14 protein-coding genes are annotated in these 14,317 nt (G+C 57.6%); 7 read left to right on the forward strand and 7 right to left on the reverse strand.

Features of this window, described 5'->3' with window-relative positions; all coding sequences use genetic code 11:
• Positions 1 to 61 precede the first annotated feature (61 nt).
• The 6 genes from PVA19_RS12335 to PVA19_RS12360 form a co-directional block, all read right to left on the reverse strand.
• Positions 62 to 1,048, reverse strand: coding sequence for a 2-hydroxyacid dehydrogenase (locus PVA19_RS12335; protein WP_274102678.1), 987 nt, complete (start codon positions 1,046 to 1,048; stop codon positions 62 to 64).
• Between the two features lie 64 nt (positions 1,049 to 1,112).
• Positions 1,113 to 2,264, reverse strand: coding sequence for an ABC transporter ATP-binding protein (locus PVA19_RS12340; protein ID WP_274102680.1), 1,152 nt, complete (start codon positions 2,262 to 2,264; stop codon positions 1,113 to 1,115).
• Positions 2,265 to 2,276: 12 nt separating this feature from the next.
• Positions 2,277 to 3,107, reverse strand: a complete 831-nt coding sequence (locus PVA19_RS12345) for a carbohydrate ABC transporter permease (RefSeq protein WP_113179055.1) — start codon at positions 3,105 to 3,107, stop codon at positions 2,277 to 2,279.
• Positions 3,107 to 4,024 (reverse strand): carbohydrate ABC transporter permease, encoded by a 918-nt coding sequence (locus PVA19_RS12350; RefSeq protein WP_274102682.1) that lies wholly within the window; start codon positions 4,022 to 4,024, stop codon positions 3,107 to 3,109. The genes PVA19_RS12345 and PVA19_RS12350 overlap by 1 nt, the downstream gene beginning before the upstream one ends.
• 65 nt (positions 4,025 to 4,089) lie before the next feature.
• Positions 4,090 to 5,307 (reverse strand): ABC transporter substrate-binding protein, encoded by a 1,218-nt coding sequence (locus PVA19_RS12355; RefSeq protein ID WP_144622364.1) that lies wholly within the window; start codon positions 5,305 to 5,307, stop codon positions 4,090 to 4,092.
• 139 nt (positions 5,308 to 5,446) lie between these two features.
• Positions 5,447 to 6,202, reverse strand: a complete 756-nt coding sequence (locus tag PVA19_RS12360) for a GntR family transcriptional regulator (RefSeq protein ID WP_274102684.1) — start codon at positions 6,200 to 6,202, stop codon at positions 5,447 to 5,449.
• Between the two features lie 167 nt (positions 6,203 to 6,369).
• On the opposite strand from PVA19_RS12360, the gene PVA19_RS12365 reads away from it, so the two are divergent.
• The 4 genes from PVA19_RS12365 (at position 6,370) to PVA19_RS12380 (ending at position 10,019) form a co-directional block, all read left to right on the forward strand.
• Positions 6,370 to 7,572, forward strand: coding sequence for a mandelate racemase/muconate lactonizing enzyme family protein (locus tag PVA19_RS12365; RefSeq protein WP_113273517.1), 1,203 nt, complete (start codon positions 6,370 to 6,372; stop codon positions 7,570 to 7,572).
• Between the two features lie 10 nt (positions 7,573 to 7,582).
• On the forward strand, positions 7,583 to 8,353 hold the full coding sequence (locus PVA19_RS12370; protein ID WP_113267293.1) for an SDR family oxidoreductase: 771 nt from the start codon (positions 7,583 to 7,585) through the stop codon (positions 8,351 to 8,353).
• A 134-nt stretch (positions 8,354 to 8,487) separates the two neighbouring features.
• Positions 8,488 to 9,534 (forward strand): L-idonate 5-dehydrogenase, encoded by a 1,047-nt coding sequence (locus PVA19_RS12375; protein WP_274102685.1) that lies wholly within the window; start codon positions 8,488 to 8,490, stop codon positions 9,532 to 9,534.
• A complete protein-coding gene (locus tag PVA19_RS12380; RefSeq protein WP_274102686.1) occupies positions 9,531 to 10,019 on the forward strand; it encodes an ureidoglycolate lyase in 489 nt (162 codons plus the stop codon). The genes PVA19_RS12375 and PVA19_RS12380 overlap by 4 nt, the downstream gene beginning before the upstream one ends.
• Positions 10,020 to 10,102: 83 nt before the next feature.
• On the opposite strand, the gene PVA19_RS12385 is transcribed toward PVA19_RS12380, so the two are convergent.
• Positions 10,103 to 11,026, reverse strand: a complete 924-nt coding sequence (locus PVA19_RS12385) for a MurR/RpiR family transcriptional regulator (protein ID WP_274102687.1) — start codon at positions 11,024 to 11,026, stop codon at positions 10,103 to 10,105.
• Positions 11,027 to 11,125: 99 nt separating this feature from the next.
• Between PVA19_RS12385 and PVA19_RS12390 the strand changes: the two genes are divergently transcribed.
• From PVA19_RS12390 to PVA19_RS12400, 3 genes are read left to right on the forward strand one after another with little or no spacing between them, the layout of a single operon-like run.
• The gene (locus tag PVA19_RS12390; protein WP_274102688.1) at positions 11,126 to 12,490 is read left to right on the forward strand and encodes an MFS transporter; all 1,365 of its coding nucleotides are present in this window, start codon (positions 11,126 to 11,128) and stop codon (positions 12,488 to 12,490) included.
• 59 nt (positions 12,491 to 12,549) lie between these two features.
• Complete coding sequence (locus PVA19_RS12395; RefSeq protein WP_274102689.1) at positions 12,550 to 13,026, forward strand: GAF domain-containing protein; 477 nt, start codon at positions 12,550 to 12,552, stop codon at positions 13,024 to 13,026.
• Positions 13,027 to 13,070: 44 nt separating this feature from the next.
• The gene (locus PVA19_RS12400; RefSeq protein ID WP_274102690.1) at positions 13,071 to 14,297 is read left to right on the forward strand and encodes a metal-dependent hydrolase family protein; all 1,227 of its coding nucleotides are present in this window, start codon (positions 13,071 to 13,073) and stop codon (positions 14,295 to 14,297) included.
• The last annotated feature ends 20 nt before the right edge of the window (positions 14,298 to 14,317 follow it).

The following is a 14,317-nucleotide window of genomic DNA, read 5'->3' on the forward strand; positions in this document are numbered from 1 at the left end:
CTCCCTTGTTTGATTGAGCTGTCATTCCCGGGCGGCTTTCGACGACCGGACGTCCTTGCCCTTAGCGGGCGGCCTCCTTTACGATGTTGACGCAGTCGCGGCCTTGCAGCCGGCGATTGACGTTTTCTGCAATAGTATGCTGACGGCGTTTGATCGTGCCGTTGGTCCAGCCCGACATGTGCGGCGTCATGACCACATTATCGAGTTCGTGAAAGGGAAGCGCTGAAGGCTGTTTCGTCCGCTGGTCAGACGTCGGGTAGGCATACCAGGTGTCGATGACGGCGCCGCCGATCTTGTGGGTCTTCAAGGCGTCGTAAAGTGCCTGTTCATCGATAGTCGGACCGCGTCCGACATTGATGATGACGGCATCGGGCTTCATGGCGGCGAAAGCACTCGCACCAACGATGCCACGTGTGGCGTCGATCAACGGGACCGAGACGACGATGAAATCCGCGGTCCCCCAAAAATTGTCCAACTGGTCCAGCGTGAATGACTGAACCACCAGATCCGACACATCCACGGGACTGCGATTGGCAACGCTGACCTGCATTTCGAAGGCTTTGGCGCGCTTGGCAACAGCTTTGCCAATATGGCCGAAGCCAAGCAGGCCGATCGTTTTACCGCATATCTCGCCGTGTAGGCGGTCGCTGGAGCCGGACCAATATGCCCATTCACCGCGACGCAATTTCTCGTCCGCATCACGCAAAGGTACGTGACGATTGAGGATGGCACTGAAGATATATTCGGCGATGGCGGGGTCGTGGCCGAAGCAGTTGCAGACAACGGCTCCCTTCGGCATCAGATCGAGATTGACCGCGTCATACCCTGCGCCTGGAACATGAAACAGGCTCAATCGCTCCGGTTTCGGTAAAGAGGCATCGTATTTCACGCCGACAATCATGTCGGCTTGGCGATAGGTTTCCTTTTCGGCCTCGCTCGTGAGGACATCCGGCAGGATCACAATCTCTGCTCCATCCTGCACCAGCTTTTCAAAATCATTGCTGAAACACGCGGCGTTCTCACCGTGAAAAACGATCCGTGGCGACATATCTGCTCCTCCCACACCTATGTCTTCAATTCAAAAACCGGCAACGCCGACAAACCGCATTGGCTTATGTGCGAATGCGCTCCCCCGTTTTTGCTGCAAAAAATATCGCCTGACCGAGGTCGATGGTTGCCCATACCGGCTGCCCGATCGAAAGATCGCAGTAACCTGGAACGGTCACCATCACCGCATCAAGGTCGCCATCCTCGTCATGAGCGGTACGACCATCCTTCAGACGAACGGCTATGATGGAATCCGCGCCAACGTGCTCGACCATAACCACGTCGCCACTCAGGGCGCCTTCGACAGGTGCGCTCGACACTGTAACGGCGTTGGGTCTGACGCCCAGCAGGACATCGGATGCGGTCTGTGTCGCAGGCGGTGTGAGTGGCAGAATGGTCGAACCAACGGTAAGTTCGTTGCCTCGTCTGTTGGTGACGATCAGGTTCATGGGCGGTGTGCCAATGAAACGCGCGACGTAAGTGTTGGCTGGGTCGGTGTATATTTCCCGGGCAGTACCGAATTGCTGGATGACGCCGTCCCGCATCAGAGCGATTTTCGTGCCCATCGTCATTGCTTCAACCTGATCATGCGTGACGTAAACGAAGGTTCCACCGATCTCCTTGTGAAGCCGCGAGATCTCCGAACGCATGGATGTCCGCAATTTGGCATCGAGGTTGGACAAAGGTTCGTCCATCAAGAACACTTCAGGCTCGCGTACCATGGCGCGCCCAAGTGCAACGCGCTGGCGCTGCCCACCCGAGAGCGTACGCGGAAAGCGATCCAGCATCTCCGTCAGGCCAAGGATCTTGGATATCTTCGTCACCTTTTCGACGACGCGAGGAGAGTTTTCGATCCGGCGTTTCGCCATCCCGCCGATGACCGGCAAGTGATGCCAAAGACGAAACTCTTGCATCAGCAGGGGAAACGACATGTTTCGGCGAACGGAAAGATGGGGGTAAAGCGCGTAGGACTGGAAGACGAAGGCGATATCACGGTCTCCCGGCGGCAACTGATCGACCCTCTTGCCGCCAATGACAATCTCGCCTCCCGAGATGCTCTCCAGTCCAGCCAGCATCCGAAGCAATGTCGACTTGCCGCAACCGGACGGTCCCAGCAGGACGAGGAAATCCCCTTCATCGATGGAGACGTTGATGTCGCGAATGACTTCCTTCGCACCGAATTTTTTCGAAATATTGTTGAGTTCAATAGCAGACATGACGTGCTCCCATCAGCCTTTGACGCTACCAGCGGTCATTCCCGAGACCACATAGCGTTGGGCGAAGAGGTAAAAGACGATGGCTGGCAGGGTGTAGATGACGCCAACTGCCATGACCGAGTGAATGGGTGTGGAGAGTTCACCAACGAAACTTGCAAGACCGACCGATGCCGTCCGCAGGGCCTCGCTGCTGACGAGAGTCTGCGCAAAGACGTACTCGTTCCAGCCGTGGAAAAAGGAGATCACGGCAGCTGCAGCAAGGGTCGGGGCAATCAATGGAATGACGATGCCCAGCACGATATCCAGTCTGGAACATCCATCAACGCGTGCCGCTTCTTCAATCTCGAGGGGAATACCATCGATCGCGCCCTTGATGATCCAGGTGATGACGGGCACGACGAAGGCTGTGTTGGCAAGGATCAGCCCCGTGATCGAGTTCAACATGCCGAGGTCTCCAAAGATCGAATAGAGTGGCACGACCAGCATGGCTTCCGGCAGCATCTGTGTGGCAAACAAGGCAAAGCCAAGCAGCGCCAAACCCGCAAAGCGGAAGCGTGACAAGGCATAGGCCGGCAAGACGGCGAGCAAAATGCTGAGGACCGTGGTGCCTGCTGCAACAAGAAAGCTATTCTTCAGCCAGGTGGCGACGGGGATCGTATTGAAGACATCGACATAGGTGCCGAGTTGCGACCAGTCGGGTAGCAGGCGAGAGGAGGATGCGAACAGCTCCGACGAGGGCGTCGTAGAGGTGACGAACATCCAGTAGATCGGAAAGGCCGCGAAACCCAGCATGAACAGAACTGAGAGGATACGCAGGTGCTGACCGTTTCGTAGCGTCGTCATCAGCGTTTTCCCTGTGCCTGTTCGGTCATCTGCGTGACCTTGAAATAGATGACCGTCACGAGCAGGGCGATGGAAAGACCGATCATGCCGATGGACGCTGCCGCTCCGAGATCGCGATAGACGAAGCCCTGCCGATACAATTCTATGACGAGCGTATTGGTCGCGCCGATCGGGCCGCCCTGGGTCATCAGCCAGATCAAGTCGAAACGGCGCAAGGACCAGATGGTAACGAAAAGCGTCAGCATCAGCACAGTCGGCTGGATGGTTGGCCAGGTTGCCGTCTTGAAAATGTTCAGGCGATCTGCCCCGTCAATGACCGCAGCTTCCTTAAGTTCCTGGGGGACACCCTGCAACGCAGCGAGAATGACAACCGAAGAGAACGGAAATATCTGCCAAATTGTCGTCAGCAGGATCGCGGGGAGCGCGAGCTTTGGATCATCCAACCAGTTTTCGCCGCCGAAGGGCAGACCGAGGCCCGTCAGCACGCGGTTGAAAATGCCGTATTGCGAATTGAATATCCAGGTGAAGACGAGGGCTACGGCAACCGACGGCGCTGCCCAGGGAATTGTTATCAGCGCGCGCGCAATACCGCGACCAAAGAAAGGCGAATCGAGAAGAAGGGCTGACCCCAGTCCGACGCCGATGGCGAAGACGACGCAGGCCACGGTATAGATCGCCGTCACCGACAGGACTTTCCAGAGTTCACCGTCTTCGATCAGGAACCGATAGTTGTCAAAACCCACAAACGGATTGACGCCCGGTGTCAAAAGGTCGGTTGCGGTGAAGCTCATATAGAACTGCTGAACCAGCGGATAGTACTGGAAAAGCAGCAGATAGATGCCGACGGGTGCAGCAAAGAGGTAGGGCGTCCACGGATGGCCGTCGAGCCTTGCTCGCACGATTTGGGCGCGTTTCATCATTGACCTCGATCAGGAAACGAGTGGGTTTGCGGAGGCTTGATGGGAAGCCTCTGCATGTCACGTCACCGCAGTACACGCCGCTCGACCAGCGACTGCGCACGATCCATCGCTTCTTTCGGGTCCGCGTTTTCAAGAAGGACCTTCAAAACCTGTTCGAGCACGATTTGCTGGATTTCCGGTGTCTTTCCCTCGTGGCCCATGACGAGTTGCGGAAGAGCATTTTGCATCTGCTCCTCATAGACTTTCAGCCATGGTTGTTTGGCTTGCTCTTCAGCAGACATGGCAAGCTTCGTGCCGACGCCGGTTCCCATCGCGGCCTGAAGGCTCTTCTGGTTCTCCGGCGCGTAGGCCCACTTGATGAAAGTGCCGGCCGCATCCTTGTGCTTCGTATTGGCATTGACGACGAGTGCCGTCATGATGAGGCCCTGTGCTTTGTCCGGAAAGGGCGAAGGAGCGGCGGCAAAGGGCAGTTGCGGCGCATTCTGATGGAAGATGGCCGCTACGCCGCCATTGTCGATGTTCATGGCAATCTTGCCTTCCCAGAACATGCGACGATATGTGGCGGCATCGGCGCCCTTCGGGGTAACGCCTGCGTCATAAACCTGCTTGTAAGCGGTGACGCCCTTGATGACGTCGCGACTGTTGAGCGTCAGTTTCCCGTCCTTGTCGCTCCAGCGTCCGCCGAAGCCAAAAACATAATTGCAGAGGTCCTGCCAAAAACCCGCACGCTCCGCCATCGTGGCGCGATAGGCGTAGCCGAAAGTCCCGTCTTTGGTTTTTTCCTTGGCTGCTGCCAGGAAGCTGTCGAAATCCTTCGGCGGTTCGGGGAGGATGTCCTTGTTGTAGAGCAGGGCGTAGCCTGTCGTATCGAACAACAGACCGTAACGAACGTCCTTGACCTTCATGAAGCGATCCGGACCAAGAAAATCATAGGCCTTGTCGTCGATCATATCGTTGAGCGGCATGAGTCGCCCCGACGGGATGGCCGCGAAAAAATCCGTCTGATCGAAGCGAATGAGGTCCGGGCCGCCGCCTCCGCCCATCTGCGTGAAGACAGTGTTGGCGAGGCTGGAGAAGGGGATCGCAATGGGTTCGACTTCGACCTGATCCTGACTCGTGTTGAATGACTGTATCCACGCCTTCACGCGGTCGCCGCGTCCTGCTTCGGCAAAGACGGCGGCGGCGAAGGTGATCTTATCCTTCGCGAATGCCGGAGCCGCCCATGGAGCGATGACTGCCATCATACTGGCCGCGAGAAGTGCCTTTGCTGCTCTTTTCATTTGTGTTCCTCCCTGAGTGATCTGCGGCACCTCCCAGCACCGCATTTGCAATAACATTTTGTGAAATTTCAATGGACTGGGTAAAGTTACGCTGTCCTCTGGCCAGTATCGACCCCGCACTCGCTCCTTCAGATCTCGCTCAAATCTTAAAAATCGGCTCAATGCTACAATCAAGCAGCCTTGGATCGATACCGGCTTCCATCTCAATGAACATGGAATCGACAAAGCCGATCAGGGCATCGGTGGCAGAAAGAGCTGTATCCAGATGCCGGTTCGCCACCGCATTCAGCACGGACAAATGGCAGTCGATCGTCGTCGACAGATCGGCTTGCCCATGGGTGATCGTATGATGAATGAAACCGATGCGGCGGTAGATCGTGTGCAGGGGCCGCAATGTGTGCTCGAGAAAGGGTTCGTCTGCTGCGGCCAGTAAGATCTGGTCGATACGACGATCCAGCACGTTGAATTCACCGAGCGTGATCTCGTCGCGACGTTCGCGCAAGGCACGTTCTATGTGTAGCATCTGGTTGCGATGAGACAGGCTTGCGCGCTCGATTGCCAGTCTTACCACGAAACGTTCCATGTCTCTGCGCAACTGCAGCAGAAGACGCTCTCGTGCGAGATCGATGGGCGCTACTCTTAGTCCGTGACGTGGAAGGACGATCAAAAGGGTGTCCGCTGCAAGGCGGCTAACGGCATTGTGGACAGGCGTGCGACCGAGGCCAGTGGCATCCTGGAGCTCCTGCAAGGTCAACTGCCTGCCGGGCTTCAACTCGCAATTGATCAGGAGTTCCTCGATGCGCTCATAGGCAAGGTCGAAGAAATTGACTCTGTTTGCCCGCTTCGGCTTAGCGCCTTCGGTCACGAGCGCGGGTTTGGTCTGCTTGCGTGCCATCTCCGGTCTCCTCCCCGTCGCGGTCATGAAAGTCAGCGTATCAGTCGTATAAAACATGTTGTGAAATTTCACAAGCGATATTATTGTCCATTCAGAGGCTGGCTGGGAGGCTCGCCTTCTTGTCGGAATGAGATCGGGCGCGCAGCGGCGCGGCACGGGAGGAACGAATGAAAATTACGTCTATCGAGACGTTGCGAACCGAAGAGTTCGCAAACGTGCTGTGGGTTCGCGTCCATACCGATGCGGGAATCATCGGACTTGGAGAGACCTTTTATGGTGCAGGCTCGGTCGAGGCCCACATCCATGATGTGCTTGCAGGACGCCTGCTCGGTCGCGATCCCCTGAGAATCGAGGCACATGCGCGCGAGCTCGTGAACCTGCCGATGGCGCAGGCCTCCACTGGTGCTGAATACCGTGCGGCATCCGCGATCGATCTTGCTCTCTGGGATATATTCGGGAAAGTGTGCGACCAACCGGTGCATCAGATGCTAGGTGGTCTCTGCCATGATCGAATCCCGGTCTACAACACCTGCGCGGGTTACGGTTATGTCCGCTCGAACAAGATCAAGCCGGTCGATACCTGGAATTTCCGCGACAATTCAGAGGGGCCTTATGAAGACCTCAAGGGCTTCATGACCGATGCGGGAGCGCTCGCGGAGAACCTTCTGGAGCAGGGTATTTCCGCCATGAAGATATGGCCGTTTGACCCTGCCGCCATCGAGAATGATGGCCGTTACATCACAGCGGACCAGCTTCGAGCGGCCATCAAGCCGTTTGAGCAGATTCGCGCCCGGGTCGGTGATAAGATGCGGATCATGGTGGAGTTTCATAGTCTGTGGAACCTGCCCACCATCAAGAGGATTGCCCGTGAACTGGAAGCATTCGACCCGACCTGGTACGAAGACCCAATTCGAATGAACTCGGTATCGGCTCTATCAGAGCTTGCAGCGTCAACGAGCGTACCGATTTGCGCCTCCGAAACGCTGGGTTCACGCTTCCCTTATAAGGACATGCTTGAGTCCGGCGCCATCGGCATCGTCATGACCGATCTCGTCTGGACTGGTGGCCTGACGGAGGGCCGAAAGATCGCTTCCCTTGCCGATACATACCACCGGCCCTATGCACCCCATGACTGCACGGGCCCGGTCGCCTATGCCGCTGCCGTTCATTCATCTTTCTCACAGACCAACACGATGATTCAGGAATCGGTCCGGGCTTTCTACACGGGCTGGTATAAAGAGCTTGTCACCCATGTTCCTGTCATCGAGAACGGATTTGTCTTGCCAATGGAAGGACCAGGCCTCGGCACCGAATTGTTGCCGCAGGTTTTCGAACGTTCGGACCTGACGGTTCGCCGCAGCACGCTTTGAGGAGGAAACGATGAGCAACCATTCCATTTTTGATCTTACGGGTCGTACAGCACTGATAACGGGCTCTTCACGCGGGCTCGGCCGGGCCATGGCGGAAGGCCTTGCCGTGGCGGGTGCCCGTGTTCTCATTAACGGCACTGACCCGTCCCGCGTGACGGAAGCGGTGGCCGAATTTCGCAATGCGGGGCACGAGGCGGAGGCGGCGGCCTTCAACGTGACGGCTGAGGATGAGGTGAAGGCGGCGTTTGACGGGTTCGACGCGGCAGGAATTGCCGTGGACATTCTCGTCAACAATGCCGGTATCCAATATCGCAAGCCTATGGTTGAGCTTGAAACAGTGGACTGGCAGAGAGTCATCGATACCAACCTCACAAGCGCCTTCGTCATCGGGCGCGAAGCGGCAAAGCGGATGATCCCCCGCGGTTACGGCAAGATCGTCAATATCGGCTCGCTGACCAGCGAGCTCGCACGCGCGACTGTTGCGCCCTACACAGTGGCCAAAGGTGGCATCAAGATGCTGACGCGGGCCATGGCAGCGGAATGGGCACAGCATGGCATTCAGGCCAATGCCATCGGTCCCGGCTACATGCTGACCGACATGAATCAGGCGCTGATCGATAATCCCGAATTCGACGCCTGGGTGAAGGGTCGCACGCCATCGAAGCGCTGGGGCAAGCCGGAGGAGCTGATCGGCACTGCAGTCTTCCTGTCTTCATCGGCCTCCGATTACGTCAATGGCCAGATCATTTATGTCGACGGCGGAATGTTGGCCGTTCTCTAGAGCGCGGTGCGTCCCTTTGGATGCGCCAAGGACGCTTTATCTCTTTAAATCTACGCGTCGTCTTTTCCGAAATGGAGTCCGATTTCCGGGGGGCGATGCTGGAGCAGCACGGGTATTCAAGGGAGGAGAAGACCATGCGAGGAGTCGTAATCCACGCACCGAAAGATTTGCGCGTTGAAGATGTTGGCGTACCGCTCCTCGGCGCAGATGAGGTTCTGGTGCGGGTCGCTGTCGGTGGAATTTGCGGGTCGGATCTGCATTACTATCATCATGGCGGTTTCGGCACAGTCCGCGTGCGTGAGCCCATGGCGCTTGGCCACGAATCCTCCGGTGTCGTGCAAGAGGCCGGCGGGGATGTATCCCATCTCGTGCCGGGCATGCGCGTTGCGGTTAATCCCAGTCGGCCCTGTGGCCATTGCCGCTATTGTGCCGAGGGGATGCAGAACCAGTGCCTTGACATGCGCTTCATGGGAAGCGCCATGCGCATGCCGCATGTGCAAGGAGGGTTTCGCGAAAGCGTCACGGTTCACGCGTCACAGCTTGTACCGATAGACGACGCGTTGTCGATGGCAGAGGCGGCCATGGCCGAGCCTCTGGCGGTATGCCTTCACGCGGCGCGGCAGGCCGGATCATTGCTCGGCAAGCAGGTCCTCATCACCGGGGCTGGACCGATCGGCATGCTGAGCGTGCTGGTGGCGAGACGATCGGGCGCAGCGCGCATCGTCATTACCGATGTCGTCGATGCGCCTCTCGACCTGGCAAGGCGCCTCGGTGCTGACGAAGCGATCAACGTTTCGAGCAGTCCGGCGGCACTCGAGCCTTACTGTATCGAAAAGGGCACATTCGATGTGCTGTTTGAAGCGTCCGGAAATCAAGCGGCGCTCGTCTCGTCTCTGGATGTGCTGCGTCCCGGCGGCGTCATCGTACAGCTTGGTCTCGGCGGCGAGATGACGCTTCCGGTCAACACAATCGTTGCCAAGGAACTGCAGCTTAGAGGCACCTTCCGCTTCCACGAAGAATTTCAGCTCGCGGTGGATATGATGGGACGGGGCCTGATCGACGTCAAATCTCTCATCAGCAGCAGCTTCCCCTTTGAGCAGGCACGGGATGCGTTCGAGCGCGCCAGCGATCGCTCACAGAGCATGAAGGTTCAACTCGTCTTTCGAGGAGCAGACACATGAAGCCTATTGTTGCGACGCCGCTGACAGCAGAGAGTTTCGAATTCTTCGGCAACGTTTTCGACATATCCTCGCTGAAAGGCTCAGCCTTTGCGACTGGCACGTTCGATGCGACGAGCGAGGCGAAATTGCCGGTCTTGCAGATCGTTACGGTGGAGACGATCGCGCCAGAGTTGACGATCCGTCAGCTTGAAACGCACCCGTATTCCTCTCAGACATTTATCGCTTTGGATCAGGCGACGTCCCTCATCGTTGTTTGCAAGCCTGGCGCGGACGGTCGACCGGATGTCTCGACCTTGCAGGCCTTCATTTCAGCGCCGGGCCAGATCGTCACCTACAGACGAAACGTTTTGCATCACAAACTCATCCCTTTGAAGGCGCCTGCGTCCTTTGCGATGACGATGTGCCACACGGGCGTTGGCGGAGACACGGTCCTGCATGATCTGCCAGAAGCCATCACTCTGGACGTCAGTGCGGCTGCCCGGTAACCGAGCCCTTCCGGTGCGATGCTGCACCGCATGAAGGGGTGTCTAAAAAGCAAATTGCGCGCACGTCCTGCACCGGATTGATCTCAAAGCTGATCAAAAGGCTTTCCAGCCATGGGCGCTGTTTTGGTGAAGAGCAGATCCTGGTGTTGCCATTGCTCCTCGAAATCAGCGATGGAACGTGCGCTCATCTCCGGGTTGAGCGCACCCAATTCTGCAGAGATGGCCTCCGCAAGCCCGATGCCTGGAACGACGGTTGCGTAGAAAGACGTGCTCTCTGCCGGTGCCAGCAGCAGATAATCGGCATTTTTTGCCAGTGCATCTACGGCTGCGTCGGTGATCACGCAGGTGGTTGCGCCCTTGGCCTTGGCCTGAGCGGCAGCCCTGATCGCGGAGTTATAGAGGCGCCAGAAGGTGAAGATGATGACGACATCGTTTTCCTTCACATCGCCCAGAGCATTGGCGATCATCACCCCGTCGGTTGCCAGTTCCATGCGATAGCCGCAGAGCGTGGCGTGGTGTGCGAGGATGTTGGCAATCGATGCGAAACTGCCCGATCCAAGAACGATTCGGCGTTTTGCCCCTGCAATAAGTTTTGCAATCTCCTTGACGGAGTTGCGGTCGGTACGCCGGCGTAGAGCCGTCAGTTGCTCCATCTGCCGATTCATGGCCGCGTCGAAGGGGCGCTCATTGCCGGTCTCCTGCTGATGGACGACGCTGACCTCAGGTGCCGAAAGCTTGCTCATGAAGCGTGTACGGATTTCCTGCCGCAGCTCAGGCCATCCTGAAAAACCAAGGCTTTGCGCGGTTCTGGTGATCGTCGCGACGTTGACGTCGGCCTTTTGCGCGAGTTCGGCAGCGGATGCAAAAGAGGCGTGCCGTGGATCGTTGATGACGGCTTGCACGACTTCATGCGCGGCTGGCGTCAGAGAAAATTTCTCATCGAGATGACGCAGCCAGTCTTCAAGCGTGCCTGCAAAATTACCTGCAGCGTTTTTTGCATATTGCATTCACAAATCTTCCTGTGCAAAAAATGTTGCGCGACGAAACGACGCGCACACCATCCGCAAAGCGGCGGAGGTGACACACTATAATGATGGGGACTGCGAATGTATAATACTGCTGCAAGACTGGAGAGGCTGCCCGTCGGGCGCTTTCAATACAAGCTGCTGATGATGGGCGGGCTGGGCTACATGTTCGAGGCCTGGGACGCGGGCATCATCGCGTTTCTGCTTCCCGCGCTTCGGGCGCAGTGGCAACTGACCAGCCTTCAGGTCGGCTATCTCGCCAGCAGCACCTATGTCGGCTTCCTCATCGGCGCGCTCATTGCCGGGGCGATCGGCGACCGTTATGGCCGCAAGAACGTCATGCTCTGGGCACTCGTGCTCTTCTGCCTGGCGAGTCTCGGTGGCGCTGCCGTCAATGACTGGCACCAGTTCTTCGCGCTGCGTGTCGTTGGTGGTATCGGTATGGGGGCCGAAGCAGCGATCATCGCGCCGTTCCTTTCGGAATTTGTCGGCGCGAAGTATCGTGGCCGCTTCACGGCCTCGCTCGCAGCCTTTTTCTCCTTCGGCTTCGTCATCTCCGCGGTTCTCGGATATCTGCTTGTGCCTGCCTCCGACGACGGATGGCGTTATGCATTGATCATTACCGCCATGCCGGTCGTGGTAGTTTTGTGGTGGCGCCGTGGCCTGACGGAATCGCCGCGTTGGCTGGAGAGCCAGGGCCGCCATCAGGAAGCAAATGACATCGTCACCGGCATCGAAAAGCAATACGAGGCCCGCGGCGTCGTTCTGCCCGCGCCGGAACCGACTGCGCAGGTCTCTGCAACGCCGAATACCTCGCTGATGGCAAATTTTAAAACGCTGCTGTCGCCGCGCTTTCTGCGCATCACCATCATGACCTGGCTCCTCTGGGTGTCGGTGACCTTCAGTATTTACGCCTTCATGACATGGATCCCGAGCCTGCTTGTCGAGCGCGGCATGACCATGACGAAAAGCTTCTCTTTCTCGATCCTGATCTATGCGGCGCAAATCCCAGGTTACTTCACAGCCGCCTGGTTCTGCGAGAAGATTGGCCGTCCCTATACCATCGTGCTCTATATGGCGCTGGCCGCTGTCTCGGCTCTCTCGCTTGCTTTCGCTACCGGTGACACGCAGGTTATCGCACTTGCCATGACGCTCTCCTTCTTCATCAATGGCGTTGCAGCCGGAGAATACGCCTATACGCCGGAGGTGTTTCCGACACGCATTCGTGCGACCGGCGTCGGCACGGCCTCGGCAATTGGCCGCATCGGCGGGATTGCCGCACCGATCCTCGTGGGTGCTGTCTATCCGATCGGCGGTTTCGCTGGTGTGTTCGGCATGACGACCGTCATCCTGTTCATCGGCGCCACGTCCGTTCTCTTCCTCGGCATTCCGACAAAGAACCGGTCGCTCGAGGAGATCGAGGCGGAGGAGTTTGCCGCGCGCTGACATCCAGGCCCATCAGGGAGCGGCAACTGCTGCTCCCTTATCAGCAAAAGGATCGACACATGCACAATGAGATCAGCCTTTACGAAGCCATGAAGCAGCCCGATCAGCCGGCACCCTTCTTTCAGGCTCTCGATGAGCTGTTGCAGCGCGAGATCGGGCACGTCCTCTTTACCCTGTTGGCGGTCGATGGGGGTGAGGTCGTTCGCATCTACTCCTCAGACCCCGAGCATTATCCGGTGTCCGGCTGCAAGCCTATGACCGACACGCCCTGGGGCCGCCATGTCATTGGTCAACATAAAAGCTTTCTCGCCAAGGATATGGACGGCATCAAATGGGCCTTCTTCGATCATGAGCTCATCGCAAGTCTTGGTGGCGGCACGCAGATCAATGTGCCCGTCGTCTTCGACGGAGTCTGCATAGGGACGATCAATCTCACCCATCGCGCCGGTGTTTATGACGAACGCCATCTCGACCGCGCCGAGGCTTTGGCACCGTGGTTGGTGCCTTACTTCCTGCTTGCCGCCAAACAAAGTTGAATCTTGGCGTACGCCTTTAAAAACATCGACTGAAAGTGAATGCCATGAGTTCAATTCTTCTCAAAAACGCCCGCATCGTTGATGGATCGCAGGGCGAACCGACCGCTCCAACGGATGTGCTCATCCGTGACGATCTGATCGGCAAAGTGGGCAAGTCGATCTCGGAGACTGCCGACCGGGTGGTCGATCTGGATGGCAAGATCCTGATGCCAGGACTGATTGATGGGCATGTGCATGTCATCGCCACCAAGCTTGATCTGGGGGCGAATGCCGATCTGCCCAACTCTCTTGTTGCGCTGCGCTCAGCCAACATCATGAAGGCAATGCTGATGCGCGGCTTCACCACGGTCCGTGACCTTGGCGGTGCCGATCACGGTCTGGTCGAAGCGCTTCAGGAAGGGACGATTATCGGCCCGCGGTTGATCATCTGTGGCAAGGCGCTGTCGCAAACCGGGGGCCATACCGATTACCGTGGCCGGTTCAACCGCCGTTCCGTCGAGCATTATCCCGATCAACTGGGTGCGCTCGGTCGAATTTGTGATGGCGTCGACGCCGTTCGCCAGGCATGTCGTGAGGAGGTCAAGGGCGGCGCGCAATTCATCAAGCTCATGGCCAATGGTGGTGTATCGTCGCCGACCGATCCGATTGCCAATCTCGGCTTTTCGAGAGAAGAGGTGCTCGCAGCTGTCGAAGAGGCGGAAAATGCGCAGACCTATGTGGCCGCGCATCTTTATACCGATGCCGCAATCCGCCGCGCGATCGAGTGCGGCGTCAAGTCGATTGAGCATGGCAACCTGATCACGCCGGAAACCGCTGAGCTTGCCAAGGAACGCGGTGCCTTCGTCGTGCCGACCAACATCGTCTATGACCGCCTGGCAAAGGATGGCGCTTCGCTCGGCCTGCCGCCAGTCTCTGTCGCGAAGATCGAGGATGTGCGCAGCGCGGGTTTCGAGGCGCTGAAAGTGCTCCACAAGGCGGGCGTGACCATGGTCTATGGTACCGATTTGCTGGGTGAGATGCATGAGCACCAGTCGGAGGAATTCGTTCTTCGCGGGCAGCATCTACCGGCCGCAGATGTGATCCGTTCCGCAACGCTGGATGCGGCCAAGGCATTTGGTTTTGAGGGCAAATTGGGAACCGTGGCCCCGGGCGCTTATGCCGATCTGATCGTCGTAGACGGCAATCCTCTCGACGATCTCTCGGTCTTGACGGGGCAGGGCAAGCACATGCCGTACATCATCAAGGGCGGTGAATTCGTCAAGCAGAGCTGAAGCTATAAGAGGGGCGGGGT

Source organism: Agrobacterium sp. CNPSo 3708 (genome assembly GCF_028674915.1).
Lineage (GTDB): Bacteria > Pseudomonadota > Alphaproteobacteria > Rhizobiales > Rhizobiaceae > Agrobacterium > Agrobacterium cavarae.

Coding starts and splice junctions, on each gene's coding strand:
- PVA19_RS12345 (WP_113179055.1), bottom strand. CDS start 3,107: ATGACGACGCTACGAAACGGTCAGCACCTGCGTATCCTCTCAGTTCTG.
- PVA19_RS12385 (WP_274102687.1), bottom strand. CDS start 11,026: ATGCAATATGCAAAAAACGCTGCAGGTAATTTTGCAGGCACGCTTGAA.
- PVA19_RS12360 (WP_274102684.1), bottom strand. CDS start 6,202: ATGGCACGCAAGCAGACCAAACCCGCGCTCGTGACCGAAGGCGCTAAG.
- PVA19_RS12375 (WP_274102685.1), top strand. CDS start 8,488: ATGCGAGGAGTCGTAATCCACGCACCGAAAGATTTGCGCGTTGAAGAT.
- PVA19_RS12355 (WP_144622364.1), bottom strand. CDS start 5,307: ATGAAAAGAGCAGCAAAGGCACTTCTCGCGGCCAGTATGATGGCAGTC.
- PVA19_RS12350 (WP_274102682.1), bottom strand. CDS start 4,024: ATGAAACGCGCCCAAATCGTGCGAGCAAGGCTCGACGGCCATCCGTGG.
- PVA19_RS12335 (WP_274102678.1), bottom strand. CDS start 1,048: ATGTCGCCACGGATCGTTTTTCACGGTGAGAACGCCGCGTGTTTCAGC.
- PVA19_RS12400 (WP_274102690.1), top strand. CDS start 13,071: ATGAGTTCAATTCTTCTCAAAAACGCCCGCATCGTTGATGGATCGCAG.
- PVA19_RS12340 (WP_274102680.1), bottom strand. CDS start 2,264: ATGTCTGCTATTGAACTCAACAATATTTCGAAAAAATTCGGTGCGAAG.
- PVA19_RS12365 (WP_113273517.1), top strand. CDS start 6,370: ATGAAAATTACGTCTATCGAGACGTTGCGAACCGAAGAGTTCGCAAAC.
- PVA19_RS12380 (WP_274102686.1), top strand. CDS start 9,531: ATGAAGCCTATTGTTGCGACGCCGCTGACAGCAGAGAGTTTCGAATTC.
- PVA19_RS12390 (WP_274102688.1), top strand. CDS start 11,126: ATGTATAATACTGCTGCAAGACTGGAGAGGCTGCCCGTCGGGCGCTTT.
- PVA19_RS12395 (WP_274102689.1), top strand. CDS start 12,550: ATGCACAATGAGATCAGCCTTTACGAAGCCATGAAGCAGCCCGATCAG.
- PVA19_RS12370 (WP_113267293.1), top strand. CDS start 7,583: ATGAGCAACCATTCCATTTTTGATCTTACGGGTCGTACAGCACTGATA.